Origin of the sequence: Pseudomonas sp. W2Oct36 (assembly GCF_041060465.1) — a bacterium.
Lineage (GTDB): Bacteria > Pseudomonadota > Gammaproteobacteria > Pseudomonadales > Pseudomonadaceae > Aquipseudomonas > Aquipseudomonas graminis_B.
Map to the genome: position 1 here is coordinate 185,227 of NZ_JAUERW010000002.1, position 23,434 is coordinate 208,660.

At 60.7% G+C, this 23,434-nt stretch carries 23 protein-coding genes and 1 pseudogene; 8 read left to right on the plus strand and 16 right to left on the minus strand.

All coding sequences use genetic code 11. The features are described 5' to 3' along the window. Positions 1 to 64 precede the first annotated feature (64 nt). Both QWI18_RS03545 and QWI18_RS03550 read left to right on the plus strand, forming a co-directional pair. On the plus strand, positions 65 to 970 hold the full coding sequence (locus QWI18_RS03545; protein ID WP_065988197.1) for a response regulator: 906 nt from the start codon (positions 65 to 67) through the stop codon (positions 968 to 970). Positions 971 to 1,277: 307 nt separating this feature from the next. After that, positions 1,278 to 2,186 carry a M23 family metallopeptidase gene (locus tag QWI18_RS03550; protein ID WP_192130646.1) on the plus strand — a complete coding sequence of 303 codons (909 nt, stop codon included), beginning with the start codon at positions 1,278 to 1,280 and terminating at the stop codon, positions 2,184 to 2,186. A gap of 21 nt (positions 2,187 to 2,207) precedes the next feature. Here the strand turns inward: QWI18_RS03550 and QWI18_RS03555 are convergent, their stop codons facing one another. The 3 genes from QWI18_RS03555 to phoB form a co-directional block, all read right to left on the minus strand. After that, entirely contained in the window at positions 2,208 to 3,548 is a 1,341-nt protein-coding gene (locus QWI18_RS03555) for a hemolysin family protein (protein ID WP_065988202.1), read from the minus strand. Positions 3,549 to 3,648: 100 nt separating this feature from the next. Beyond that, positions 3,649 to 4,908 (minus strand): phosphate regulon sensor histidine kinase PhoR, encoded by a 1,260-nt coding sequence (gene phoR, locus QWI18_RS03560; protein ID WP_244160331.1) that lies wholly within the window; start codon positions 4,906 to 4,908, stop codon positions 3,649 to 3,651. A 90-nt stretch (positions 4,909 to 4,998) separates the two neighbouring features. Continuing rightward, positions 4,999 to 5,688 (minus strand): phosphate regulon transcriptional regulator PhoB, encoded by a 690-nt coding sequence (gene phoB, locus QWI18_RS03565; protein WP_065988205.1) that lies wholly within the window; start codon positions 5,686 to 5,688, stop codon positions 4,999 to 5,001. 194 nt (positions 5,689 to 5,882) lie between these two features. Between phoB and QWI18_RS03570 the strand changes: the two genes are divergently transcribed. Beyond that, on the plus strand, positions 5,883 to 6,239 hold the full coding sequence (locus QWI18_RS03570) for a hypothetical protein (protein ID WP_244160332.1): 357 nt from the start codon (positions 5,883 to 5,885) through the stop codon (positions 6,237 to 6,239). Between the two features lie 36 nt (positions 6,240 to 6,275). On the opposite strand, the gene ubiA is transcribed toward QWI18_RS03570, so the two are convergent. Next, positions 6,276 to 7,166 carry a 4-hydroxybenzoate octaprenyltransferase gene (ubiA, locus tag QWI18_RS03575; protein ID WP_369318228.1) on the minus strand — a complete coding sequence of 297 codons (891 nt, stop codon included), beginning with the start codon at positions 7,164 to 7,166 and terminating at the stop codon, positions 6,276 to 6,278. Beyond that, positions 7,166 to 7,744 (minus strand): chorismate lyase, encoded by a 579-nt coding sequence (locus QWI18_RS03580; RefSeq protein WP_369318229.1) that lies wholly within the window; start codon positions 7,742 to 7,744, stop codon positions 7,166 to 7,168. The genes ubiA and QWI18_RS03580 overlap by 1 nt, the downstream gene beginning before the upstream one ends. A gap of 831 nt (positions 7,745 to 8,575) precedes the next feature. Between QWI18_RS03580 and QWI18_RS03585 the strand changes: the two genes are divergently transcribed. The 4 genes and pseudogenes from QWI18_RS03585 to QWI18_RS03600 all read left to right on the plus strand — a co-directional run bounded on the left by QWI18_RS03585 (position 8,576) and on the right by QWI18_RS03600 (position 11,088). Then, positions 8,576 to 8,743: a rubredoxin gene (locus QWI18_RS03585; protein ID WP_369318230.1), complete on the plus strand. Its 168-nt coding sequence runs from the start codon at positions 8,576 to 8,578 to the stop codon at positions 8,741 to 8,743. A 34-nt stretch (positions 8,744 to 8,777) separates the two neighbouring features. Beyond that, a complete protein-coding gene (locus QWI18_RS03590; protein ID WP_369318231.1) occupies positions 8,778 to 9,926 on the plus strand; it encodes an NAD(P)/FAD-dependent oxidoreductase in 1,149 nt (382 codons plus the stop codon). Between the two features lie 188 nt (positions 9,927 to 10,114). Beyond that, positions 10,115 to 10,384: pseudogene (locus QWI18_RS03595) on the plus strand (HU family DNA-binding protein); the annotation flags it as partial. Positions 10,385 to 10,713: 329 nt separating this feature from the next. Further along, positions 10,714 to 11,088: a helicase gene (locus tag QWI18_RS03600; RefSeq protein WP_369318232.1), complete on the plus strand. Its 375-nt coding sequence runs from the start codon at positions 10,714 to 10,716 to the stop codon at positions 11,086 to 11,088. A gap of 21 nt (positions 11,089 to 11,109) precedes the next feature. On the opposite strand, the gene QWI18_RS03605 is transcribed toward QWI18_RS03600, so the two are convergent. The 6 genes from QWI18_RS03605 to exbB all read right to left on the minus strand — a co-directional run bounded on the left by QWI18_RS03605 (position 11,110) and on the right by exbB (position 17,843). After that, positions 11,110 to 12,504, minus strand: a complete 1,395-nt coding sequence (locus QWI18_RS03605) for an aminoacyl-tRNA deacylase and HDOD domain-containing protein (RefSeq protein WP_065988214.1) — start codon at positions 12,502 to 12,504, stop codon at positions 11,110 to 11,112. An 87-nt stretch (positions 12,505 to 12,591) separates the two neighbouring features. Beyond that, a complete protein-coding gene (gene recG, locus QWI18_RS03610) occupies positions 12,592 to 14,667 on the minus strand; it encodes an ATP-dependent DNA helicase RecG (protein WP_296307182.1) in 2,076 nt (691 codons plus the stop codon). A gap of 8 nt (positions 14,668 to 14,675) precedes the next feature. Next, positions 14,676 to 15,605: a hydrogen peroxide-inducible genes activator gene (locus QWI18_RS03615; RefSeq protein ID WP_065988216.1), complete on the minus strand. Its 930-nt coding sequence runs from the start codon at positions 15,603 to 15,605 to the stop codon at positions 14,676 to 14,678. 91 nt (positions 15,606 to 15,696) lie between these two features. Next, positions 15,697 to 16,440, minus strand: coding sequence for an energy transducer TonB (locus QWI18_RS03620; protein ID WP_065988217.1), 744 nt, complete (start codon positions 16,438 to 16,440; stop codon positions 15,697 to 15,699). Continuing rightward, positions 16,437 to 16,862: a TonB system transport protein ExbD gene (gene exbD / locus QWI18_RS03625; RefSeq protein WP_369318233.1), complete on the minus strand. Its 426-nt coding sequence runs from the start codon at positions 16,860 to 16,862 to the stop codon at positions 16,437 to 16,439. The genes QWI18_RS03620 and exbD overlap by 4 nt, the downstream gene beginning before the upstream one ends. A 3-nt stretch (positions 16,863 to 16,865) precedes the next feature. Next, the gene (exbB, locus tag QWI18_RS03630; protein ID WP_192130652.1) at positions 16,866 to 17,843 is read right to left on the minus strand and encodes a tonB-system energizer ExbB; all 978 of its coding nucleotides are present in this window, start codon (positions 17,841 to 17,843) and stop codon (positions 16,866 to 16,868) included. Positions 17,844 to 18,054: 211 nt separating this feature from the next. On the opposite strand from exbB, the gene QWI18_RS03635 reads away from it, so the two are divergent. Next, positions 18,055 to 18,915: an SDR family oxidoreductase gene (locus tag QWI18_RS03635; protein ID WP_369318234.1), complete on the plus strand. Its 861-nt coding sequence runs from the start codon at positions 18,055 to 18,057 to the stop codon at positions 18,913 to 18,915. 129 nt (positions 18,916 to 19,044) lie between these two features. Here the strand turns inward: QWI18_RS03635 and QWI18_RS03640 are convergent, their stop codons facing one another. From QWI18_RS03640 to gmk, 5 genes are all read right to left on the minus strand, one after another. Beyond that, positions 19,045 to 19,782, minus strand: coding sequence for a hypothetical protein (locus tag QWI18_RS03640; RefSeq protein ID WP_192130654.1), 738 nt, complete (start codon positions 19,780 to 19,782; stop codon positions 19,045 to 19,047). Between the two features lie 57 nt (positions 19,783 to 19,839). Further along, the gene (locus QWI18_RS03645; protein WP_065988223.1) at positions 19,840 to 20,220 is read right to left on the minus strand and encodes a RidA family protein; all 381 of its coding nucleotides are present in this window, start codon (positions 20,218 to 20,220) and stop codon (positions 19,840 to 19,842) included. 24 nt (positions 20,221 to 20,244) lie between these two features. Continuing rightward, on the minus strand, positions 20,245 to 22,353 hold the full coding sequence (gene spoT / locus QWI18_RS03650) for a bifunctional GTP diphosphokinase/guanosine-3',5'-bis pyrophosphate 3'-pyrophosphohydrolase (protein WP_065988224.1): 2,109 nt from the start codon (positions 22,351 to 22,353) through the stop codon (positions 20,245 to 20,247). A 60-nt stretch (positions 22,354 to 22,413) separates the two neighbouring features. Continuing rightward, positions 22,414 to 22,677, minus strand: coding sequence for a DNA-directed RNA polymerase subunit omega (rpoZ, locus tag QWI18_RS03655; protein ID WP_025257879.1), 264 nt, complete (start codon positions 22,675 to 22,677; stop codon positions 22,414 to 22,416). Positions 22,678 to 22,807: 130 nt separating this feature from the next. Further along, complete coding sequence (gmk, locus tag QWI18_RS03660; RefSeq protein WP_065988225.1) at positions 22,808 to 23,428, minus strand: guanylate kinase; 621 nt, start codon at positions 23,426 to 23,428, stop codon at positions 22,808 to 22,810. Positions 23,429 to 23,434 lie beyond the last annotated feature (6 nt).

The following is a 23,434-nucleotide window of genomic DNA, read 5'->3' on the forward strand; positions in this document are numbered from 1 at the left end:
TTGGCAGCTGGCCGCCCGCCAGCGAATGCTCGCCTTCGCGGTGAACACGCCATCAGGAGCGTCGATGAGTAAAGTCAGTGTATTGGTGGTGGATGACGCACCGTTCATCCGTGATCTGGTCAAGAAAGGACTGCGCAATGCGTTTCCAGGCGTCGCGCTGGAAGATGCCGTCAATGGCCGCAAGGCGCAAGTGCTGTTGAGCCGTGAAGTGTTCGATCTGGTGTTGTGCGATTGGGAAATGCCCGAAATGTCCGGGCTGGAATTGTTGACCTGGTGCCGCCAGCAGGAAAACCTGAAGACCATGCCGTTCATCATGGTCACCAGCCGTGGTGACAAGGAAAACGTCATCCAGGCGATCCAGGCCGGCGTATCGGACTTCATCGGCAAGCCGTTCACCAACGAACAACTGCTGACCAAGGTCAAAAAAGCGCTGCACAAGGTCGGCAAGCTCGATGCCTTGATGTCCAGTGGTCCGGCCCGCGCCAATGCGGCGTTTGCCAATGACTCGCTCAGCGCTTTGACCGGTAATCGCCCTGAGGTCGTCAACACGGCACCCGCTGCTTCGGCGGCATCGCAGGCGGCTCAGCCTGCGGTCCAGCCAATGGCCAAGGCTGCTCCAGCCGCTGCACCGACGGGTCGTGGTCAGGGTCAGTTGCGTCTTCCGAGCGGGAACCAGCCCTGCGTGATCAAGGCGCTGACGCTCAAGGAAGCGTCGCTGCTGGTCCGCCGTGGCGAGGTGCTGCCGCAGATCCTGGAGAGCGCCGTGCTCGATCTGGAACAGGGTGAAAACGCCGAGGTCGCGCGTCTCAACGGCTATCTGCACGCGATTGCCGCCTTCGAGCAGAAGCCCGACAGCGACTGGCTGCAGGTCACTTTCCGCTTCGTCGACAAGGACACCCAGAAGCTCGATTACCTCTCGCGCCTGATTGCCCGTGGCACTGCGCAGAAGCATTTCGTGCCGGGTGCCTGATCCGCTGCCACGTTAGGGGTGCTGATTTTCCGGCGAGTGCTCACTATGTGGGAGCAACCGGGGTGGTGCTCCACCTTGCTCGCGAAGAGACCGGTAAATCCGCTAAATGTGCAGCGGCCGGGAGTCCATCTTCGCTAGCAAGCTCGCTGCCACGCTACCTAGCATAGAATTTGCAATTCCGATCGCGCCCCATGCTGACGCGATTTCCTTGACGCTTCATCTATTACCGATTGATTCGGATGAGTCCAATTGCGTCGGGATCGCTGTTAGGCTGGGCGCCAATCGTCCACTCACCAGGTCTATCCCGATGTTAGAGCGCGTGCTGGTTGTCTGTGCCTTACTGCTGGCCACGCAGACCGCCGGGGCAGTCACGATCTATCGGTTCACCGATGCCAATGGCGTGGTGTCGTTTACCGACCAGCCCGTGCGTGGCGCGCAAGTAATGAAGCTTCGCGAGCGCATGGTCGAGCGCATCGACAGCCAGGTGCGCCTGAGCGTCAAGAAAGCCAATGGCAGCGACAGCCTGTACGTGCGAAACGACCTTTACGCACCCGTGGAAGTCGAGCTGCGTCTGGCCGGGGTGAAGAACGTGGTGGGGGTGTCCGACCAAGTCATTCGCCGCACCATCGCGGCACGCAGCAACGAACGCCTCATCGCCCTCAGCCCGCAAGTCGCCAGCAAGGCCATGACTTACAAGCCAAGCCTGCGATCCATCGTGGGCGACCCGCAGCGCGGTGTTTCAGCGAATGGATTTGCCTATCGCTATCCATTGCCGTGGGTGGGCGGGCCGTTTCGCATCAGTCAGGGTGCCAACGGATCCTACAGCCACATAGGGGCCAAGAGCCGCTACGCCATCGACATTGCCATGCCCGAAGGCACGCAGATCATCGCCGCGCGGGGCGGTACCGTGATCAAGACCGAGAACACGCAATCCGGCCGAGGCGCCAATCCGTCGGGCAACTTCGTGCGCATCCTGCACGACGACGGCACGATGGGCGTTTATCTGCATCTGCAGCAAGGATCTGTGAGCGTCAAGGAGGGTCAGCATGTGGCAGTGGGCGCGCCGCTCGGGCGCTCCGGCAACACCGGCAACAGCACCGGCCCGCATTTGCACTTCGTGGTGCAGCGCAATGTCGGGCTGGCGCTGGAGTCGATCCCGTACGAATTCTCGCAACCGGTCCAGAGCCTGCCCAACTTCGCGATTGGCGGGAATTGATCATCTGCTCTGACGGGCAGTTCAATCCAGCTTGAGCACCTTTGCCAGCACGATCTTCGGCCCTTTCATCTTTTTGATGATGATGCGCAGGCCTTCGACTTCCATGACTTCCTCTTCCTCAGGCACGCGCTTGAGGCTGTCGTAGATCAGGCCTGCCAAGGTTTCGGCTTCCACGTGGTCCAGATCGATGCCCAGCAGGCGCTCGACCTTGAACAGCGGCGTGTCCCCGCGTACCAGCAGCTTGCCCGGCTGATAAGCCAGGATCCCGCGCTCGGCCTTACGGTGTTCGTCCTGGATATCGCCCACCAGCACTTCCAGCACGTCTTCCATCGTCAGATAGCCGATGATCTTGCCGTCGGCTTCTTCAACCAGCGCAAAGTGCGCGCCGCCCTGACGGAACTGCTCCAGCAGACGCGACAACGGCATGTGCTTGGAGACGCGCTCCAGCGGCCGCGTGAGCTCGGCGAGGTTGAAGGACTCGGGAAGGTGATCCAGTGCCGCCAGCTCCAGCAGCAGGTCCTTGATGTGCAACAGACCCACGAACTCGTTGCGGTCTGAGTCGTACACCGGGTACCGGCTGAACTTGTGCCGGCGGAACATCGCGAGGATTTCCTTGAGCGGGGCGTTGAACTCCAGCGAGACCATGTCTTCGCGGGAGTTGGCCCAGTCCACCACTTCCAGCTCGCCCATTTCCACAGCGGAGGCCAGCACGCGCATGCCCTGGTCGCTGGGGTCCTGACCGCGGCTTGAGTGCAGGATCAGCTTGAGCTCTTCACGGCTGTAATGATGCTCGTGATGAGGGCCGGGCTCGCCTTGGCCAGCGATGCGCAGAATGCCGTTGGCACTGGCGTTGAGCAGGTAAATGGCCGGGTACATCGCCCAGTAGAAAAGGTACAGCGGCACCGCGGTCCACAGCGACAACAGCTCGGGCTTGCGAATGGCCCAGGATTTCGGCGCCAGTTCACCCACCACGATGTGCAGGTACGAAATCATGAAAAAGGCGCTGAAGAACGACACGCCTTTGACGACTTCAGGCGACTCCACGCCTACCGTCTCGAGCAAAGGGGCCAGCAAGTGCGCGAACGCCGGCTCACCGACCCAGCCCAGACCCAGCGACGCCAGCGTAATACCCAGCTGGCAAGCCGACAGGTAAGCATCGAGCTGACTGTGAACGGTGCGCAGAATGCGTCCGCGCCAGCCGTTGTTGTCGGCGATGGACTCGACACGTGTCGAGCGCAGTTTGACCATGGCGAACTCGGCCGCAACGAAGAATCCGTTGAGCAGAACCAACACCATTGCGAAAAGAATCATGCCGAAATCGGCGAAGAGTGAAGCCAGGCTGATACCAGGGGAAGGGTCCATGATGGGGTTTTGCAGGTTCCGTTTTGAGGTGTGGAATGAAACAAGCCCTCACAATTGGAGGGCACAAGGGACGCAATTTAGCGGCTATCTACAGGCTTGCCTAGGCTTTGGTCATCTGCGCCGGGGCAAAGTTGCAGATAAACACACTGCCCTTGCCGGGGACGCTGTTGATTTCCAGTGCTGCGCGGTGGCGCAGCAGCACGTGCTTGACGATCGCCAGGCCCAGGCCTGTGCCGCCGGTGTTTGACGCGCGGCTGGAGTCGACGCGGTAGAAGCGCTCGGTCAGGCGCGGAATGTGTTTGCTGTCGATACCGATGCCGGAGTCCTGCACGCTCAGGTGGGCGCCACGCCCGTCACTCCACCAGCGGACGCGGATCTTGCCTTCCGCCGGCGTGTATTTGACCGCATTGAAGATCAGGTTGGAGAACGCGCTGCGCAACTCCGCCTCGCTGCCCTTGAGGCTGACGTCGCTTTCCAGCTCCAGGGTAATCTGCTGGTTCTTGTCTCCTGACAGGGCCTGAGCATCATTGGTGATGCTTTGCAGCAGCGACGACACGGCCACAGGCTGGTTGTCGGACGGGTAATCGGTGGCTTCCAGCTTGGCCAGCAGCAGGAGGTCGTTGAGCAACGTCTGCATGCGTCCGCCTTGCTGATGCATTTGCTGCAACGCACGGACCCAGCGCGGGTTCACGTCCTCGACGTTATCCAGCAGCGTCTCCAGATAGCCGCAGATCACCGTCAATGGTGTGCGCAGCTCGTGGGACACATTGGCGACGAAGTCTTTGCGCATCTGCTCCAGCTGGTGCATGCGCGTCACGTCGCGCACCAGCATCAGATGCTCGTTGTTGCCGTAGCGGGTGATCAGCATCTGAATGCGCAGGCGGTCATTGACCGGCGAAGGAATCTCCAGCGGTTCGGCGTAGTTGGCGTGGGCGAAGTACTCCTTGAAGCGCGGATGGCGGACCAGATTGGTTACGGGTTGCCCGCTGTCCTGGGGCGTCTTCAGGCCCAGCAAGGTTTCTGCCGCGCGGTTCCACCATTCCAGGTTGCCGTCGCTGTCGAGCATGATCACAGCATCTTTCAGCGCGGCAGTGGATTCCTGAACACGGTCGATAACCGCTTGCAGGCGGCCACGCACGCGCTGGTCGCGTCGTTGCAGATGGTAAATGCTGTCGAAGACTTCCCCCCACAAGCCATAGCCATCGGGTGGCGGCTCGTCGGGTTTGTGATGGCGAAGCCAGTCATGCAGGCGCAGCAGCTGTTTGAGGGTCCAGGCCAGATAAAGCCCCAGACCGATTGCCAGACACCCGCCGTAATGCCCGCTGATCAAACCGGCCAACAGCGAGGCTGTGACCAACATCAGCAAGTGCCGGATCAGGGTGCCATGCCAGTTGTGATTCAATTAACGCGTCCTTGTCTTCAGCGGTCTGAATCGCTGCCAAAAGCGTTTTCAGCTTTTGGTGGAGAAGCGGTAGCCAGTACCGCGGACGGTTTGTACCAGATTTTCGTAAGCCTCGCCGAGGGCTTTGCGCAGACGCCGGATGTGGACATCCACGGTGCGCTCTTCCACGTAGACGTTTCCGCCCCAGACCTGATCGAGCAACTGCCCGCGGGTGTAGGCGCGTTCCTGGTGGGTCATGAAGAATTGCAGCAGGCGGTATTCGGTCGGGCCCATCTCGGCAGGTGTGCCGTCGATGGTCACGCGGTGGCTGATCGGGTCCAGCAGCAGACCGCCCACTTCGATCGGCGATTCGCCATCGTTCGGGGCAGCTCGCCGCAGCACGGCCTTGAGCCGGGCGACCAGTTCGCGGGGAGAAAAGGGTTTGGTGATGTAATCATCGGCGCCGACTTCAAGACCCTGGATCTTGTTGTCCTCTTCGCCTTTGGCCGTGAGCATGATGATCGGGATGTCACCGGTCAGCTCGTCACGCTTCAAACGACGGGCCAGCTCAATGCCGGATGTACCGGGCAGCATCCAGTCCAGCAGGATGAGGTCCGGCTTGCGGTCGACAATCACGGCATGGGCCTGTTGCGAATTCTCAGCCTCAATACAGTCATAGCCAGCCATTTCCAGCGCGACGGCAATCATTTCGCGTATGGGTGCTTCGTCGTCGACGATCAGAATGCTCCTGCCAGCCATGCCTCGAACCTCATGTCATTTAACTGTCTTGGGGCGCATTAGATAACGGAATTATTGCAGTCGTGTGACAGGTTAGTTCGCGCTAGGCGTATTCGCCGGTCTAGGGCTAAGCTGGGGACTTGTCCTACAAGAAATGTCCATACAACGACAAACAAGAAGAGGATTCATCCATGGCTAAAATTTCTTCTGCTCTGATGCGCCTTTTGGCGGCAGCAGCGTTGGCATCTTCCGGGATGGCATTCGCTGCCGCGCCCGCGATGACCAGTGACGGCATGCTCACCGACCACAAAGGCATGACCCTTTACACCTTTGATAAAGACACCTCGGCAGGCAAGTCCGTTTGCAACGATCAGTGCGCAACCAACTGGCCGCCGCTGACTGCCATGGCCAGCGACAAGCCTGAGGGCGACTGGACCATTATCAAGCGCGATGACGGTGCTTCGCAGTGGGTTTACAAGGGCAAGCCGCTGTACTTCTTCAAAAGCGATAAGGCCGCTGGCGACAAAACCGGCGACGGCAAGGGCGACGTCTGGCACATCGCCAAGCCATAATCTGATCGCTTAAAGCGCTGCGTGTGTCCGAATTGGTCAGCGCAGCGCGTAGTCCGCCACGATACCGACAAAAATCGCCAGCCCCGCCCAATGGTTGTGCAGAAAGGCCTTAAAACAGGCTTGCGGGTCTTTGTCCCGCGTCGACCAGAACTCCCAGGCGAAGCATCCCGCCGCTACCAGCAGGCCGATGAAGAAATACAGGCCCAGCTCGAAGCGCGCACCCGCCAGCATCAGGCAAAACAACGCCAGGCATTGCAGCGTGAGGATGATCACCCGATCCGCATCGCCGAACAGCACGGCGGTGGATTTCACGCCGATCTTCAAGTCGTCCTCGCGATCCGTCATCGCGTAATACGTGTCGTATCCCACCGTCCACAGCAGATTGGCGATGTACAGCAGCCAGGCGGCAGCGGGCAGCTCGCCGGTCTCGGCGGTGAACGCCATCGGCATGCCCCACGAGAACGCGGCACCCAGTACCACCTGCGGGTAATAGGTGTAGCGCTTCATGAAGGGATAAGTGGCTGCAAGAGCAAGCCCGCCGAACGACAGCCAGATCGTCGTCGCGTTGGTGAACAAGACCAGCACAAAGCTCGCTCCCACCAGTACCGCGAACACGATCAGCGCTTCTTTTGACGTCACCCTGCCGCTGACCAAAGGCCGCTGCTCGGTGCGTTTGACGTGGCCGTCCACCTTGCGGTCGGCGAAGTCGTTGATCACGCAGCCCGCCGCGCGCATCAGGAACACGCCGACGACGAAAATCAGCAGCGTGCTCAGGGACGGCGAGCCTTTGCCGGCAATCCAGACGGCCCACAAGGTGGGCCACAGCAACAGATAAATGCCGATGGGCTTGTCGATGCGCGTGAGCTGGATGAAGTCCCAGGCGCGTGGGTGCAGACGGTTCAGGGATTTGAGCAACGACAGGTACATCAGCGGCCCTCTTGAGCATGCAGTGGAGCGTTGGGTTCGATGGCACGCCATGCAGTGGGCAGAAACACCTCCGCTACCAGAATGCTCAAGTTCCCTCGGCTGAAACAGGAGCGGCGTCCCCACAAGCCCTGCTGTGCGTCAGTCTCGGGCAGCCATTGCGCAGGATAGCGGCAGACCTGCAGCGGGCCGCGGGCGAAGGCTTCATCGCTGAACAGTAACTCGCCCAGTGACCGGGTGCCGAGTTCGTCCATGTGCAGGCCATCCTGCTCCAGCGCGCGGCGAGCGGCGACACTGCGGGCAAACACCCATCTTTCATTGCGGCCCAGCAGGTAGACCTCACGCACCCAGCCTTCGCTGCCCTCAGGCAATTGCAGCGCGGCGCATTCATCGTCACGCAGGTGCTGCCAGCCTTCGAACTGCGGTTCGACGCAAAAGTGGTCGTCAGAGAGCCGGGTCAGGCGTCGGGTCAAGGAATCTTCGTGGAAAAGCCACTCAAGAACGGCGGGCGAGGGTGCTCCGATCAATTGATCGCGCAAAAGCCACTCGGGCGCTGGAAATGCAGGGGTTTGCTGGATCACGGGAGACAAACACAGGCGGCAATCGAGGCGGCGAGCTTAGCATGATTGCGATTTTTGACCGACGACCGGAGCACCCACCCGTTTGCGCCGACGCCCCCGACGCCTTCCCGGCTAAAGCCAGTCCACCTGGCGATACGCGGAGTATTCGTGGGACCTGCTTCAGCCGGGAAGGGGCCGGTTTGAACGCCATCAATTTCGCGGTGCGCCCACTGACGCCTTCCCGGCTAAAGCCAGTCCTACTGGCGATACGCGGCGTATTAGTGGGACCGGCTTCAGCCGGGAAGAGGCCGGTGTGAACACCCTCAATGTTGCGGTGCGGCCACTGACGCTTTCCCGGCTAAAGCCAGTCCTACTGGCGATATGTGGAGTATTCGTAGGACCGGCTTCAGCCGGGAAGGGGTCGGTTTGAACGCCATCAATTTCGCGGTGCGCCCACTGACGCCTTCCCGGCTAAAGCCAGTCCTACTGGCGATATGTGGAGTATTCGTAGGACCGGCTTCAGCCGGGAGGAGACCGGTGTGAACACCATCAATCTCTCGGTGCGGCCACTGACGCCTTCCCGGCTAAAGCCAGTTCTACTGGCGATACGCGGCGTATTAGTGGGACCGGCTTCAGCCGGGAAGAGGCCGGTGTGAACAATCTCAATTTTGCGGTGCGACTACTGACGCCTTCCCGGCTAAAGCCAGCTCCCACTGGAAAGTACACGCGTTGTACATCAATGAAACTTGCGTCATGGCGCTGTGATCAGTAAAAGGCCTGACCCATTCGATAAACTTCGCGACGACAGCGGAGCGTCTGGGACCTCTAGCCTGAAACCAAGAGAACCGAGCGATGAAAAAGTGGCAATGCGTAGTCTGTGGCCTGATTTACAACGAAGCCGACGGTTGGCCGGCTGACGGCATCGCGCCGGGCACGCTCTGGCAGGATGTGCCGGAAGACTGGCTGTGCCCTGACTGCGGCGTCGGCAAAATGGATTTTGAAATGATCGAAATCGGCTGATCCGCCGACTTCCAAGACCCCGCTGGAGAAGTGAATGAACGCACCTGTCGTGATCATCGGTACCGGGCTAGCCGGCTACAACCTCGCTCGCGAATTTCGCAAGCTGGATGGCGAGACGCCGCTGTTGCTGATCACCGCCGATGACGGCCGTTCTTACTCCAAACCCATGCTTTCCACCGGCTTTGGCAAAAACAAGGAAGCCGACGGACTGAGCATGGCCGAGCCGGGCGCCATGGCTGAGCAGCTCAGGGCCGAGGTACTCACGCACACCCGCGTCAGCGGCATCGATCCGGGTCATAAGCGTGTGTGGATCGGCGAGGAAGCGGTGGCCTACCGCGACCTGATTCTGGCCTGGGGGGCGGAAACCGTCCGCGTGCCGGTGGCGGGTGATGCTTGCGACGCCGTATTCCCGATCAACGATCTTGAGGATTACGCGCGTTTCCGCGCCGCAGCCGCCGGCAAGAAGCGGGTGTTGATCCTCGGCGCAGGCCTGATCGGCTGTGAGTTTGCCAACGATCTGATTTTGGGCGGCCACGAAATCGACTTGGTTGCGCCATGCGAGCAGGTGATGCCGACATTGCTGCCTCCTGCGGCCGCCGCCGCATTACAGGCCGGGCTGGAAAGCCTGGGTGCGCGTTTTCACCTCGGGCCTTTGATGACTAGGCTTGATCGTGCCGACAACGGTCTCGAAGCGCACCTGTCCGACGGCGAGGTGCTGCATTGCGATCTGGTGGTGTCGGCCATAGGCCTGCGTCCTCGCACTGATCTCGCCGCAGCGGCGGGCCTGGAAGTCGGGCGTGGCATTGTGGTCGACCGGCATTTGCAGACGTCCCACGCAAACATCTACGCGCTGGGCGACTGCGCTGAAGTGGATGGGCTGAACCTGCTTTACGTCATGCCGCTGATGAACTGCGCCCGAGCCTTGGCGCAGACCCTCGCTGGCACACCCACAGCCGTCAAATATGGCCCAATGCCGGTCACGGTGAAAACGCCGGTTTGCCCGCTGGTAGTGTCCCCGCCGCCCAAGGGCTCGGAAGGTGTCTGGACCGTGGAAGGTGAGGGCGCCGATATCAAGGCGTTGTGCTGCGACAGCGACGGCAACCTGCTGGGTTACGCGCTGACAGGCGCTGCGGTGATGGACAAGCTCGCCCTGAACAAGGCTTTGCCCCCGCTGCTGGCATGATTAACAGTCGTTCTGTCGGATAAGCCATCTTTTAGTTGAAACAATCGTGGCTCACGTACTGGCGCGGGCCCCGGTGGCGTGCCATTCTCATTCCGGTCTGCCGCAACGTAGAGCTGTTGCGGCACCTGCTCGCTGTCCGCAAGGGCTGCACGGGACATAAAAACAAAAAACCGTAAAAGAGGCTTCATATGCGTAAACCAGAACTCGCAGCGGCTATCGCCGAGAAAGCAGATCTCACCAAAGAACAAGCCAATCGCGTCCTCAACGCCGTGCTCGACGAAATCACCAACGCGCTGCACAAGAAGGACAGTGTCACACTGGTTGGCTTCGGCACTTTCTTGCAGCGCCATCGTGGCGCCCGCACCGGTAAGAACCCTCAGACCGGTGAGCCCGTCAAGATCAAGGCCAGCAACACGGTGGCGTTCAAGCCGGGCAAGTTTCTCAAAGACAGCGTTAATCCGGACGCGGCAAAGCCAGCGAAACCAGCCAAGCCGGCAGCAGCCGCCAAAGATGCCAAGCCAGCCAAGGCCGCAGCGGCCAAGGCACCCGCAGCAAAGAAAAAGTAATTCGCTGAGCGCTCTGCGGGGGGCGAGCAGCGCGGAAATGGGCATGCCGATCAGTCGGCATGTCCATTTTTTTATGCCCGATGAATCAACCGTGCTGGACCTGTGCGCTTCGTCCAGTCCGCCACTTTGCGACTGACCGGTTCTGCTTGTTCACCGGTCAATCAAGCTCGCTACACTGCGCCTGGTCACCCAAACTGCCGCTGACCCCATGAGGCCCACGCATGAAGTTTCGTTTTCTACTCTGGATATTGGGCCTGTTGATGGCCCGCGCCAGTCGCAATAATCCCGCGTTTCAACAGCAACTTGCGGGGAAGGATCTGGCGTTCCAGTTGCAGACGGCTGACGGCAAGATCGCCAGGCATTTCATCTTGCGCGATCAACGCGTGAAGAGCCGCGCCGGCACCTTCGCGGCGCCTGCTTTCGTGATTTCTTTCAAGGATGCCGACTACGGCTTCGCCACCCTGCAGGCTCGGAACAAGCAGCTCGCGTTCATGCAGGGCATTCAGGACAAGAATATCGTGGTGACCGGCAACGCTGGCCTGGTGATGTGGTTTCAGGGGCTGACGAAGTATCTGAAGCCGAGGAAGAAGAAGTAGTCCTCCCCGGACACTTCCGGATTAACTGAACTGCGAGGCCAGTTCGCGCAACAGCACTTCGGCCTCCAGTACTTTCTTCACCACGTCCTGAGCTTTCTCGCGGGACAGCTTCAGGCGTTCGAGCAGCTCGTCCGGAATACTTTCCAGCGGGCCTGAGCCAATGCCTTCCTTGCGCAGCAGCCTCACCGCCAGGCACACCAGGTTTGCATACTTGTAATGCTCGCCTGCGTAGTGCGGGTCGTGCTGGAAGCGCAGGGCGATGACCAGTTCCTCCGGCATGTCCCAGTTTCGCATCAGCCAGGAGCCGATCTGCTCGCGGCTGATGCCCAGCAGGTGCTGCTCGACGTAGCTATGGTGCAAATGCGGGTTGACTTCGATCTGGCGGCAGATCAGCGAAAAATGCGGCGGAAACACGTGCGCCAGCAGCAGATAGCCGAAGTTGTGCAGCAAGCCGGCGAGGTACGTCAGGCCACTTTCCGGGCGCTCGGCACGTGGCATGGCGCGCGTCAGGCCTTCGATGATCGCGGCTGTGTAGATCGACTGCTGCCAGTAAGGGGTTGCCTGCTGCGGATGATCCTTGGGCAGCGCCAGGGTTTTGCCCAGCGCCAGACCGAGCGCCAGATTGATCACCAGATCAAAACCCAACACGCGAACAATGGCATCTTCCACCGAGCGGATTTTGCCTGCTGAGCCGTAATACGGGGACGCCGCCCAGCTCACGACTTGTGCCGCCAATGCCGGGTCGGTTTCCACCACGCCGGTGATGTCGTCGATGGTCGCGTCGGGATCGACGCGCAGCTTGATGATCTTCTGCGCCGTGTCGGCCAACGGCGGGATTTCCACCGTGGACTCAAGACGCTGCTGGATGCGCCGGGCAGTGAAATTCTGAACGGCTTTGGTGATTTCCTCGCGGTCGTCATCGGGACGCGTGAGGTTGGGTGTGACGGAGGTCACCGGCTCGCCAAAGCGGGCAGCGCTGGCCTTGGTCAACAGCGTCTTAAATTCCTCGCTGCTGATCTCCAGCAAGAGGCCTGGTTCACCAGAATCGATCAGCACGGTATTGCCGGACAGAATCCGCTCTTCATACAGGCAAGGCGAGCTGGTCAGCGAAGGCAGGCCGGGCAACGTGCCCAGTTTATGTTTTTGCAGCATGAGTTCGAGCGACTCTTTCGGAACCGCTTTCAACTTGCGGCCGGTCAACTCGGTAACACGATTGAGGTCGAGCAATTGGTTTTGTGGAAACAGGATGAACAGCGCGCCAACGGAGTCGTCGACCAGAATGGCCTGCACTTTTTGATCAAGCGGAAGAGACTCGTCATCAGTCACTTCACGGAAGTTGATGGCAGCTTTGCCCAGCAACTGCCGAATGATAGAAGGGCAGTGTGGGGTTGCGTCGATGTGGGCAACTTCTGTCATGGCCTGTATCCAGATTCCTACAATCGCTGAAGTATAACCAGCTTAGTTGTTATAGAGGTGAGACACCCTGTTATTGCGTTGACTGCTTCACACTTGGCCGTATTGCTGGCCATGGCGCAGCCAGCGCTCCAGCAGGGGACTGACATGTTGAGGCCAGCGCTCAAGCAGCGCCTGCGCCGCGTCCCTGACCGCTGGCAGCAAATCTGCATCGCGCATCAGGTCAGCAACCTTGAATTGCAGCAGTCCTGTCTGGCGCGTTCCGAGCATCTCGCCCGGCCCACGCAGCTCCAGATCCTTTTCTGCAATCACGAAGCCGTCGTTGGTTTCACGCATGATGCCCAGCCGCTGGCGACCGATCTGCGAAAGCGGGGGGTGATACAGCAGCACGCAATGGCTGGCCGCGCTGCCCCGGCCGACCCGACCGCGTAATTGATGAAGCTGCGCCAGGCCCAGGCGTTCCGGGTTTTCGATGATCATCAGGCTGGCATTGGGGACGTCCACGCCGACCTCGATCACTGTCGTGGCAATCAGCAGATTCAGGTTGCCCTGCTTGAACTCGCCCATGACGGCGGCTTTTTCGGCGGGCTTCATGCGCCCGTGAATCAAGCCGACCTTGAGCTCGCCCAGCGCGCTGGTCAGTTCCTCGAACGTCGTTTCAGCGGCCTGACACGTCAGCTCCTCGGACTCCTCGATCAGCGTGCACACCCAATACGCCTGCCGGCCTTCGGCGCATGCATTGCGTACGCGCTCGACCACTTCGATGCGCCGGCTGTCGACCACCAGAACGGTATTCACCGGCGTACGCCCGGGGGGCAGTTCGTCGAGAATCGACGTGTCGAGGTCGGCGTAGGCGCTCATCGCCAGGGTGCGCGGGATGGGGGTGGCGGTCATGATCAACTGATGCGGACACATCGAGCCGCCGACGCCCTTCTTGCGCAGGGCCAGGCGTTGCTGAACGCCGAAACGGTGTTGCTCGTCGATGATGACCAGCGCGAGGTTCTTGAACTGCACCTCGTCCTGGAACAACGCGTGCGTGCCGACGACCATGGGCGTGCCGCCGGCGATCTGCGCCAGTGACGCCGCCCGCGCCTTGCCCTTGAGCTTACCTGCAAGCCAGGCCGTCTCGATGCCGAGTGGCTCCAGCCAGCGGGTGAAATTGATGAAGTGCTGTTCGGCGAGGATCTCGGTGGGCGCCATCAGTGCGACCTGATAGCCCGCTTCGAGGGCCTGCAAGGCCGCGAGTGCTGCCACGACCGTCTTGCCTGCGCCTACGTCGCCCTGAATCAAACGCAGCATCGGCTCGTGCTGACTGAGGTCGTAGGCGATCTCGTTGCCGACGCGCTGCTGCGCACCCGTGGGCGGGAATCCGAGGTTGGCGAGGAATCTCTTCGGCAGGCGTTTCGCCGGTGGCAGTGCAGGTGCGCGTTGCGAGCGCAGGCTTTCACGCAGGCGTTGCTGGGAAAGCTGGTGTGTCAGCAGCTCTTCGAATGCCAGTCGGTGCTGCGCCCAGTGATGGCCCAGCGCGAGCTCTTCGACGTCAGCATCGGCAGGCGGGTTGTGCAGGTAATGGATGGCGTCAGCCAGGGGCGCGAGTTGATAGTCGCGCGCCAGCTCATCCGGCAGCCAGTCAGGCAGGCTCTTCGGGCCAAGCATTGACAGGCTCTGATGGCACAACTGCCGCAGGCGCTGCTGGGTGAGGCCTTCGGTCGTGGGGTAGATCGGCGTCAGCGTCTGCTCGACAGCCACTGGCTCGTCGCCGGTAATCGCGCGGTATTCCGGGTGGTAGATCTCAAGGCCTGAGGCGCCGGGCCGGGCTTCGCCGTAACAGCGCACGTGGGTACCGCGCTTGAGGCCGTCCTTTTGCGCGTTGCTGAAGTGGTAAAAGCGCAGGCTCAACACGCCGGTGCCGTCGCCCATCCTGACCAGCAAGCTGCGGCGCTTGCCCATGACCACGTCAGCGCCGCTGACCACACCTTCGATCACGGCGTCCTGGCCCGGACGCAATTCGCCGATGGGCACGACACGAGTCCGGTCCTGGTAACGCAACGGCAGGTGAAACAGCACGTCCTGAATATTCTCAAGACCGACTTTCGCCAGCTTTTCAGCCATTGCCTCACCGACGCCTTTTAGCGCCGTGACCGAGACATGAGACAGCTCCGTCATACCGTCCCTTAACTCGCTTCAGCCTGAGCTTTAGGGCGAGCGACGGAACACAGACGGATCGAGTCAGCGAGGATTTCGATGGCTTTCGGACGCGGGAAGCTGGCACGCCACGCAATTGCCACGGTGCGGAATGGCACCGGCGGCGACAGCGGACGGACCTCGATCACGCCGGGCGCGTAGTGATGGCTGTCGACGGCGGACATCGGCAGGATGGAAATACCCAGCCCCGACGCGACCATGTGCCGAATGGTTTCCAGCGAGCTGGACTCCACGGTGGTGTGCTTGGCAGCGTCGCCGCCCTTGACCAGCGTCGGGCAGGCTTCGAGCACCTGATCGCGGAAGCAGTGACCTTCGCCGAGCAGCAGCAGGCTCTTGTCGTTCAGCGCCGAGGCATCGATGGTCTTTTTCTGGGTCCAGGGATGATCGGCCGGCATGAGCACGTAGAACGGCTCGTCGTACAGCGACAGCGTCAGGACATCGGCCTCATTGAACGGCAGGGCGATGATGATCGCGTCGAGCTCGCCATTGCGCAGCTTGTCGCGCAGCACGTGGGTAAAGTTTTCCTCGATGTACAACGGCATCTGCGGGGCGACCCGGTGCAGTTGGGGAATCAGGTGAGGAAAAAGGTAAGGGCCAACGGTGTAGATCGCGCCGACTTTAAGCGGCGCGGTCAGTTGATTCTTGCCGGTCTGGGCCAGTTCGCGAATGCCCTGAGCCTGTTCGAGAACCTTCTGCGCCTGCGCCACGATGCCCTCGCCAACCGGGGTCAGACGTACGGCACTCTTGCTGCGCTCGAAAATCAGCACGCCGAGTTCATCTTCCAGCTTTTTTACGCCCACTGACAAGGTCGGCTGGCTGACGTGACAGCGTTCAGCGGCATGGCCGAAGTGCTGCTCTTGGGCGAGGGTAACGATGTAGCGCAATTCTGTGAGGGTCATAACGTGCGTCCATGAAGTTGCGGCCCCAGCATAGCGGGTGCAATCGATAGACGCACGTTATCAACCCGTCGCGGCTGACAAAATTCTGGTTTCAGCGTTTATCCAGGGAATAAACGAAGGGAGCGACCACTTCCAGCGACCCGTTCTTCAGCAATTCCGGCGGCGGCTTGGGCAATGGCTGCGCGCGGCGGATCATCTCCAGAGTCGCTCGATCCAGTGAAGCGCTTCCTGAACCGCCGGCCAGTTCATAGGACAGCACGCGGCCTTCGCCATCGACCACAAAGCGCAGCTTGCTGGTGCCCTGCATGCCCCGGCGTCGGGCGTCTTCCGGATAACGCTTGAACTTGCTCAGGTGACTCAGCAATTCACCCTGCCACGTCGGTAATGCATTGCTTGGTGGCGTGGGCGGAGCGGGTTGCGGCGACGCCGACTTCTCCGGCTTGGCGTTGGACGGTGGTGCGTCCAGCGGCTTGTCGTCGGCTGGCTTTTCTTCCTTCGGCGGCTCGACCTTCTTCACAGGTTTTGGCGGCTGTGGTTTGGGTTTGGGCTTGACCGGCTTGGGCACAGCGATTTCGGCCTTGGGCGCCTCGGCGACTGGCGGAATCGGCAGCTGTTCTTCAGGCGCGGGCGGCTGCGGCGGTTGCACGACTTTTGGCGGTGGCGGCGGTGCAGGCTCTGGAACGGGCGCCAGCTCGACCATCATCGCCGCCGGGGGCAGCTCAATGGCCTGCGAGGAGGGCCAGCGCAATGCGACGACAATCGCCACGGCATGGACCGCCAGCACCAACAACAGACTACCGCTATAGCGCGTCAGCTTTTGGCGCGTATTGATCATTTCTTGCCGACCGTCTCGAGACCCACCAGGCCCACCTTAAGGTAGCCGGCGCCGCGCAGGGCATTCATGACGTCCATCAGGTCGCCATAGTCGACGACTTTGTCAGCCTGGAAGAAGATCGTGGTGTCTTTCTTGCCCTTGGTCCTGGCATCCAGCACCTGACCGATCTGCTCGCGGGCCACTTTTTCATCGCCCAGGTACAGGCTCTGATCAGCTTTCACGCTCAGGAAAATCGGTTTTTCGGGCCGAGGCGCCGGTTTGGCGGTAGAGGCGGGCAGGTCGACCTTGATGTCCACGGTTGCCAGCGGTGCGGCAACCATGAAGATGATCAGCAGGACCAGCATGACGTCGATGAACGGCGTCACGTTGATTTCGTGGTTCTCGGCGAGATCGTCATCGCCTTCCTTCAAATGCAGGCCCATGGTTTACCCCATCTTTACCATGTGCGGCGGTTGGTTGCGCTCGGCCGCAGGCTGGTGATCCAGATCGCGGCTAACCAGCAACAGAACCTGCGCCGAAGCGTCGGACACTTGCGCCTTGTAACCGGCAATGGAGCGGGCGAAGACGTTGTAGATGACCACGGCAGGAATCGCGGCAACCAGGCCCAGCGCGGTGGCCAGCAAGGCCTCGGCGATGCCCGGCGCTACAACGGCTAGGTTGGTGGTCTGGGTTTTGGCGATGCCGATAAAGCTGTTCATGATCCCCCAGACGGTACCGAACAGGCCCACGAACGGCGCAGTCGAACCGATGGTCGCCAATACACCGGTGCCCATGCTCATGTTGCGGCCGCAGGCGGCGACCAGGCGTTCAAGGCGGAAAGCAACGCGCTCCTTGATGCCTTCGCGCTCGCGGGTGTTGACCGACAGACGCATCTCTTCGAGTGCGTCATGCACCAGCAAGTGGGAAAGGGTGCCTTCTTTTTTGGCCCCTGCGCTGGCTTCGTCCAGATTGCGCGCGCGTTTCAGCGCAGCGATTTCGCTTCGCAGACGACGTTTGGCGCCGAGCAGTTCGAAGCCCTTGGCGATCCAGATGGTCCAGGTGATGACCGATGCAATGGCCAGACCGATCATCACGGCTTTGACGATGATGTCCGCGTTCTTGTACATGCCCCATGGCGAGAGATCGTGGGACATGCCCAGGCTGTTATCTTCCGCCGCGGCGTCGAGCGACTCAGCTGGAGCAGAAGCCGGGGTCAGTTCTTGAACGCCTGGCGCTGTAGCGGGGTCAACCGGTGTAGCGGCTGGCGCCTCGGCTTGTACGGCGGGTTTTTGTGCAGGAGCGTTGGCGTCAGCGAGCGCTACAGGCGTCAACATCAGGCTGAACAGCAGCGCGGCAATGGCGCGTCCAGCACGTGGCAGACCTCGAGTGGCAATTGACGAAGCGGGGATTTGAATAGATGTCATGCTGGCCCGACCTGATATGAAATAGGTGTTCGTTCTGAGAGCGTCACGCTGGCGCTAGGCGAGCGGAGGAGAACAAAGGGCCGTTATTATTGCAAGTAATTCTTGTTAACAAAAGTAAGAGCGTCTCTTTTTTCCTGAGAATGCTTCCCAATGGTCGGTTTTATAGCCCGTTTTACGGGCTGAAATTCAATAAGTGATGTGGAGATTGGACATGTCAGCGCCATCCGTTTTGATTGCTGGATGTGGCGACATCGGGAGCCGATTGGCGTCCCAGCTGTTGCCTGATGACTGGACGGTGTACGGCCTGCGCCGCTCCGTTGAGAAACTGCCTGCAGGCGTGCTCGGCGTCAGCGGCGACCTGTTCGATGCCCGCATTCCCGCGCACTGGCCGGAAGGCCGGCTCGATTACCTGGTCTACTGCGCCACACCGACTGACCGGGATGAAGCGGGTTACCGCGCGGCTTATGTTGAAGGCCTCCGGCACGTACTGGGCTGGAGCGAGCGCAGCGGCCAGAGACCCAAGCGGATATTTTTCGTCTCCAGCAGCAGCGTTTATGGTCAACAGCAAGGCGAGTGGGTCGATGAAACGTCACCCGTTGAAGCCACCGGTTACTCGGGCCAGGTCATGCGCGAGGCAGAGCAAGTGGCCTTGGACAGTGGGGTGCCAGCGACCATTGTCAGGTTGACCGGAATTTACGGTCCGGGCCGCAGTGACCTGATGAACCGGGTACGTCAGGGCTACACCGTTGCAACCAACCCGCCGCTGTATGGCAACCGCATTCATGCCGATGACGCCGCCGGGCTGCTGGCGTTTTTGCTGCGAGCAGCATCGGACGAGGTGGCACTGAAAGACTGCTATCTCGGCGTCGACGATGCACCCGCGCCGCTGGCCGAAGTGGTCGACTGGATGCGTCAGCGTCTGGGTGTCACGGAGTGGTCGGATGAAAACAGCGTGCGCCGCACTGGGAGCAAGCGCTGCAGCAACGCCCGCGCCAAGGCGCTGGGCTGGACGCCGCGTTATGCGACTTATAAGGAAGGGTATGAGGCGATGCTGGCAGATCAGCCGAACTAGTTCGCGTTCGCATCGATTCGTAGGACCGGCCTTAGCCGAGAAGGCGTCAGGCTTAACAACCGGGACATTGAGATCGTAGGTACTGGCCTCTTCCCGGCTGAAGCCGGTCCTACCATGCGTACGCGATAGTCAGTTCTTCTCGAGCACCCAGCGCTGCTCACCCGGGCGAAGATCCGGCATTTCAGTTGCCTGGGCGTTATTTACCGCCTGGAACAACTCCAGCTGTTTGCCGTTGCGCACGAAGATCCACGGATTGCCGCGCTCGTTCTTCTCCAGCCACATGCTGTCGTACTCACCGCTCATGGCTGCGCAGTCGCCGGCGAGGCACAGTGCATAGCGATCATTGCCCGGCAGGCCGCTGACGCTGCCGTCTGGCAGGAACTCAACCGTGCTGCCCTGGCCTTCGCCATTGACGATGGTCCACTTGCCGCCGAGGTAGGCGGTGTAAAGAGCACGCTCGAAACTGGTGCCGGGTTGGGCGCCGGCCGGCGGTGCTTCCTTGGGCGTGCGGAAATGTTGCTCGGGGCCCGTGTCGCTGGCGCGCTGCACCAGGTCATCACCCTTGATGGTCAACTCATCGGACGCATTGCCGTAAAAGTCGACACGCAACTTGCCGTCGGCATTGCTGGCGATCTTGCCTTCACTCAGCTCGAAGCCGTTGGAAGCAGTGGCCTGTCCGGCCTTGGTGTTGATGTTCCATTCCAGATTCGGGCCGTGAGCCAGCAGGGCCTGCCGAAGGTTGCCGCCTTGGGCTGCGGCGTCGATGGCGGCCTGATTGATCCAGGTACCGTCCGGGCTTTTGTCGGAGTGGCTGGCGCAGCCGCTGAGCAGTGCGACCAGCAGCGGGAGGGCAAACGCAACACGCATGGGTGGAGTCCTTCCTTTTCTGAGGAGGCGGAACGGGCTTGCGCTCCGCACCGGGATTTACTCGATGACCAGAATGGCGTCCATTTCGACCTGCGCGCCACGCGGCAGCGCCGCAACGCCAATGGCGGCGCGCGCCGGGTACGGCTGCTCAAAATACTTGCCCATGATCTCGTTGACCTTGGCGAAGTGGCTCAGGTCGGTGAGGAAGATATTCAGTTTGACGATGTCCTTGAACGAACCGCCTGCAGCTTCGGCCACAGCCTTCAGGTTTTCGAAGACCTGAACGGTCTGAGCTTCAAAGCCTTCGACCAGCTCCATGGTCTTGGGGTCCAGCGGAATCTGTCCCGACATGTAGACGGTGTTGCCCGCCTTGATTGCCTGGGAATAGGTGCCGATGGCGGCAGGGGCTTTGTCGCTGGAGATGACGGTCTTGCTCATGAAAAACTCCTGTTTGCGGTTTGACTACGCGCGCATGCGGGTGATGCGGATCACGCCGGCCAGGGCGCGCAGTTTCTTGATCACGCGGGCCAGGTGCACTCGGTCGTGAACGCTGACCACCAGTTGGACCACGCTGATGCGACCATCGCGTTCATCCATACTGATTTTTTCGATATTGCCGTCCGCAGCATTGACGCTGCTGGCGAGCAGGGCGATCAGGCCGCGCTGGTGTTCCAGTTCGACGCGCAGCTCGACATTGAATTCGCCGGTGACGTCTTTGGCCCAGGACAGCTGAATGCACTTCTCGGGGTTGTGGCGGACTTCCGTGATGTTCCGGCAGTTGTCCAAGTGCACGACCATGCCTTTGCCCGCAGACAAATGCCCGACAATCGGGTCGCCTGGAATCGGCGTGCAGCACTTGGCGTAGCTGAGGACGAGGCCTTCAGTGCCACGAATAGCCAGAGGACCTTCTGCGTTCGGCAGTTGGTCGCCTTCACTGGCCAGCAATCGGCGAGCGACCACATAAGCCATGCGGTTGCCCAGGCCAATGTCCTCAAGCAGGTCTTCGATGACCTCGACCCGATACTCGGCAAGAATCAGGCGCACGCGCTCGGCCGGAATCTTTTCCAGCGTGCTGTCGAAGCCGTTGAGCACTTTGTTCAGCAGACGCTCGCCGAGATTGATCGATTCCGACCGGCGCTGCAGTTTGAGCGCATGGCGGATGTGCGTACGGGCCTTGCCGGTCACGACGAAGTTGAGCCAGGCCGGATTCGGACGCGCCCCGGGAGCACTGACGATCTCGACGGTCGAGCCGCTTTGCAGCGGTTCGGAAAGCGGGGCCAGCCGACGATTGATCCGACAGGCAATGCAGCTGTTGCCGACGTCAGTGTGCACGGCATAAGCAAAATCGACCGCCGTGGAGCCTTTCGGCAGCTCCATGATCCGGCCCTTCGGCGTGAACACGTAGACCTCGTCCGGGAACAGGTCGATCTTTACGCTCTCGATGAATTCCAGCGAATTGCCCGCACGCTGCTGCATTTCCAGCACGCCCTTGACCCACTGACGGGCCCGCGCATGGGTGCTCTTCGGCTGTTCATCGCCAGACGACTTGTACAGCCAGTGCGCGGCGATACCGTTGTTGGCCATCTCTTCCATTTCGCGGGTACGAATCTGGATCTCGATGGGCACGCCATGCATACCGAACAGGGTGGTGTGCAGCGATTGATAGCCGTTGGCTTTCGGAATCGCGATGTAATCCTTGAAGCGGCCCGGCAGCGGTTTGTACAAATTGTGCACAGCGCCGAGCACGCGATAGCAGGTGTCGACCTTGTCGACGATGATCCTGAACGCGTAGACGTCCATGATCTCGTTGAAGGCGCGACGCTTGCCGCGCATCTTCTTGTAGATGCCATACAGGTGCTTCTGACGGCCGCTGACTTCCCCTTCGATGCCATCAACGGCAAGGCAATGGCTCAGCGACTCTTCGATCTTGTTGACCAGTTCCTTGCGGTTGCCGCGCGCGCGCTTGACCGCCTGGCCGATGCGCGAGGAGCGCATCGGGTACATCGCCTTGAAGCCCAGGTCCTCGAATTCGATACGCACGCTGTGCATGCCAAGGCGATTGGCGATAGGGGCGTAGATTTCGAGGGTTTCTTTGGCGATGCGACGGCGCTTCTCTCCGGAGAGGACTTCCAGCGTGCGCATGTTATGCAGGCGGTCGGCAAGCTTGACCAGAATGACGCGAATGTCCCGCGCCATGGCCATCGCCATTTTCTGGAAGTTCTCGGCCTGAGCTTCGGCTTTGGTCTCGAAGTTCATCTGGGTCAGTTTGCTGACCCCGTCGACCAGTTCGGCCACCGTTTCGCCAAACTGTGCACAAAGCGCTTCTTTGGCGATGCCGGTGTCTTCGATCACGTCATGCAGCATGGCGGCCATCAGGCTCTGATGGTCCATGTGCATGTCGGCAAGAATATTGGCCACCGCCAGCGGATGCGTGACGTAGGCTTCGCCGCTGCGACGGCGTTGGCCGTCGTGGGCTTGTTCGGCGTAGAAGTACGCCCGGCGGACCAGATTGACCTGGTCTGCGCCGAGGTAGGTCGAGAGGCGATCGGCGAGGGCGTCTATGCTCGGCAAGATAAATCTCCTTGCCGAAGGCTGTGACCCTGCGCCTTGCTACGTCGACCAGGCATAGGCTTAGACGGCCTCGCTGGACTCGTCCTCGAATGCAGCGAACAGTGGTTCATCTTCAACGATTTCGGCTTCTGCGATAACAGCGTAATCCATCAGGCCTGCAGCGATTTCACGCAGGGCCACTACGGTAGGCTTGTCGTTTTCCCATGCCAGCTTTGGCTCTTTGCCACCGGTCGCCAGTTGACGCGAGCGCTTGGTGGCGAGCATGACCAGCTCAAAACGGTTATCTACATGTTCCAGGCAGTCTTCAACGGTCACGCGGGCCATGGGTATTCCTCGTAGCAAATGCGATATGCGCGGTGCCCGAATGGGCGAGCGGACTCGACAGTCTAAAAAATCACCAGCGTTTAGGGAAGCGCTGATTTTGAATGGATCGGTTTTGCTGTCTAAGAACCGGTCAGGCCAGCAGTTGAGCCAACAGCTCGGTGTGGCGCTGCTGTTGGTGCTCCTGGCTCAGCAAGTTGGCGCGGAAGATCGCTTTCAGGTCTTCGAGCGCCGTGGCGAAATCGTCGTTGATCACAATGTAATCGTATTCGGCGTAGTGACTCATCTCGCTGACGGCTTCGCGCATGCGGCCTTCGATAATCTCGTCGCTGTCCTGACCCCGATTGGTCAGGCGCTGGCGCAGCGCTTGCTGCGTTGGCGGCAGAATGAAGATCGAGCGCGCGCGGGGCATCAGTTTGCGAACCTGCTCGGCGCCTTGCCAGTCGATCTCCAGAATCAGGTCATGACCTTCGTCCAGCGTCTGCTGCAAACGGCTCTGCGAGGTCCCGTACATATTGCCGAAGACTTCAGCCTGTTCGAGAAAATCGCCGTGCTCGATCATGCGCACGAATTCGGCGCGATCGACGAAGTGGTAGTTCACGCCGTCCACTTCGCCCGGACGCATGGCCCGGGTGGTGTGGGACACCGACACGCGGATCTGCGGCTGAGCGTTGATCAGGGCGTTGACCAGACTGGTCTTGCCCGCGCCCGATGGGGCGGAAATGATGTACAGGGTGCCGGTGCTGTGGGTCATGTCGGA

Excerpts from the sequence above, each read along its gene's own strand:
- QWI18_RS03545 (WP_065988197.1), top strand. The coding sequence starts at position 65 with ATGAGTAAAGTCAGTGTATTGGTGGTGGATGACGCACCGTTCATCCGT.
- QWI18_RS03550 (WP_192130646.1), top strand. The coding sequence starts at position 1,278 with ATGTTAGAGCGCGTGCTGGTTGTCTGTGCCTTACTGCTGGCCACGCAG.
- QWI18_RS03555 (WP_065988202.1), bottom strand. The coding sequence starts at position 3,548 with ATGGACCCTTCCCCTGGTATCAGCCTGGCTTCACTCTTCGCCGATTTC.
- phoR (WP_244160331.1), bottom strand. The coding sequence starts at position 4,908 with ATGTTGGTCACAGCCTCGCTGTTGGCCGGTTTGATCAGCGGGCATTAC.
- phoB (WP_065988205.1), bottom strand. The coding sequence starts at position 5,688 with ATGGCTGGCAGGAGCATTCTGATCGTCGACGACGAAGCACCCATACGC.
- QWI18_RS03570 (WP_244160332.1), top strand. The coding sequence starts at position 5,883 with ATGCGCCTTTTGGCGGCAGCAGCGTTGGCATCTTCCGGGATGGCATTC.
- ubiA (WP_369318228.1), bottom strand. The coding sequence starts at position 7,166 with ATGTACCTGTCGTTGCTCAAATCCCTGAACCGTCTGCACCCACGCGCC.
- QWI18_RS03585 (WP_369318230.1), top strand. The coding sequence starts at position 8,576 with ATGAAAAAGTGGCAATGCGTAGTCTGTGGCCTGATTTACAACGAAGCC.
- QWI18_RS03590 (WP_369318231.1), top strand. The coding sequence starts at position 8,778 with ATGAACGCACCTGTCGTGATCATCGGTACCGGGCTAGCCGGCTACAAC.
- QWI18_RS03600 (WP_369318232.1), top strand. The coding sequence starts at position 10,714 with ATGAAGTTTCGTTTTCTACTCTGGATATTGGGCCTGTTGATGGCCCGC.
- QWI18_RS03605 (WP_065988214.1), bottom strand. The coding sequence starts at position 12,504 with ATGACAGAAGTTGCCCACATCGACGCAACCCCACACTGCCCTTCTATC.
- recG (WP_296307182.1), bottom strand. The coding sequence starts at position 14,667 with ATGACGGAGCTGTCTCATGTCTCGGTCACGGCGCTAAAAGGCGTCGGT.
- QWI18_RS03615 (WP_065988216.1), bottom strand. The coding sequence starts at position 15,605 with ATGACCCTCACAGAATTGCGCTACATCGTTACCCTCGCCCAAGAGCAG.
- QWI18_RS03620 (WP_065988217.1), bottom strand. The coding sequence starts at position 16,440 with ATGATCAATACGCGCCAAAAGCTGACGCGCTATAGCGGTAGTCTGTTG.
- exbD (WP_369318233.1), bottom strand. The coding sequence starts at position 16,862 with ATGGGCCTGCATTTGAAGGAAGGCGATGACGATCTCGCCGAGAACCAC.
- exbB (WP_192130652.1), bottom strand. The coding sequence starts at position 17,843 with ATGACATCTATTCAAATCCCCGCTTCGTCAATTGCCACTCGAGGTCTG.
- QWI18_RS03635 (WP_369318234.1), top strand. The coding sequence starts at position 18,055 with ATGTCAGCGCCATCCGTTTTGATTGCTGGATGTGGCGACATCGGGAGC.
- QWI18_RS03640 (WP_192130654.1), bottom strand. The coding sequence starts at position 19,782 with ATGCGTGTTGCGTTTGCCCTCCCGCTGCTGGTCGCACTGCTCAGCGGC.
- QWI18_RS03645 (WP_065988223.1), bottom strand. The coding sequence starts at position 20,220 with ATGAGCAAGACCGTCATCTCCAGCGACAAAGCCCCTGCCGCCATCGGC.
- rpoZ (WP_025257879.1), bottom strand. The coding sequence starts at position 22,677 with ATGGCCCGCGTGACCGTTGAAGACTGCCTGGAACATGTAGATAACCGT.
- gmk (WP_065988225.1), bottom strand. The coding sequence starts at position 23,428 with ATGACCCACAGCACCGGCACCCTGTACATCATTTCCGCCCCATCGGGC.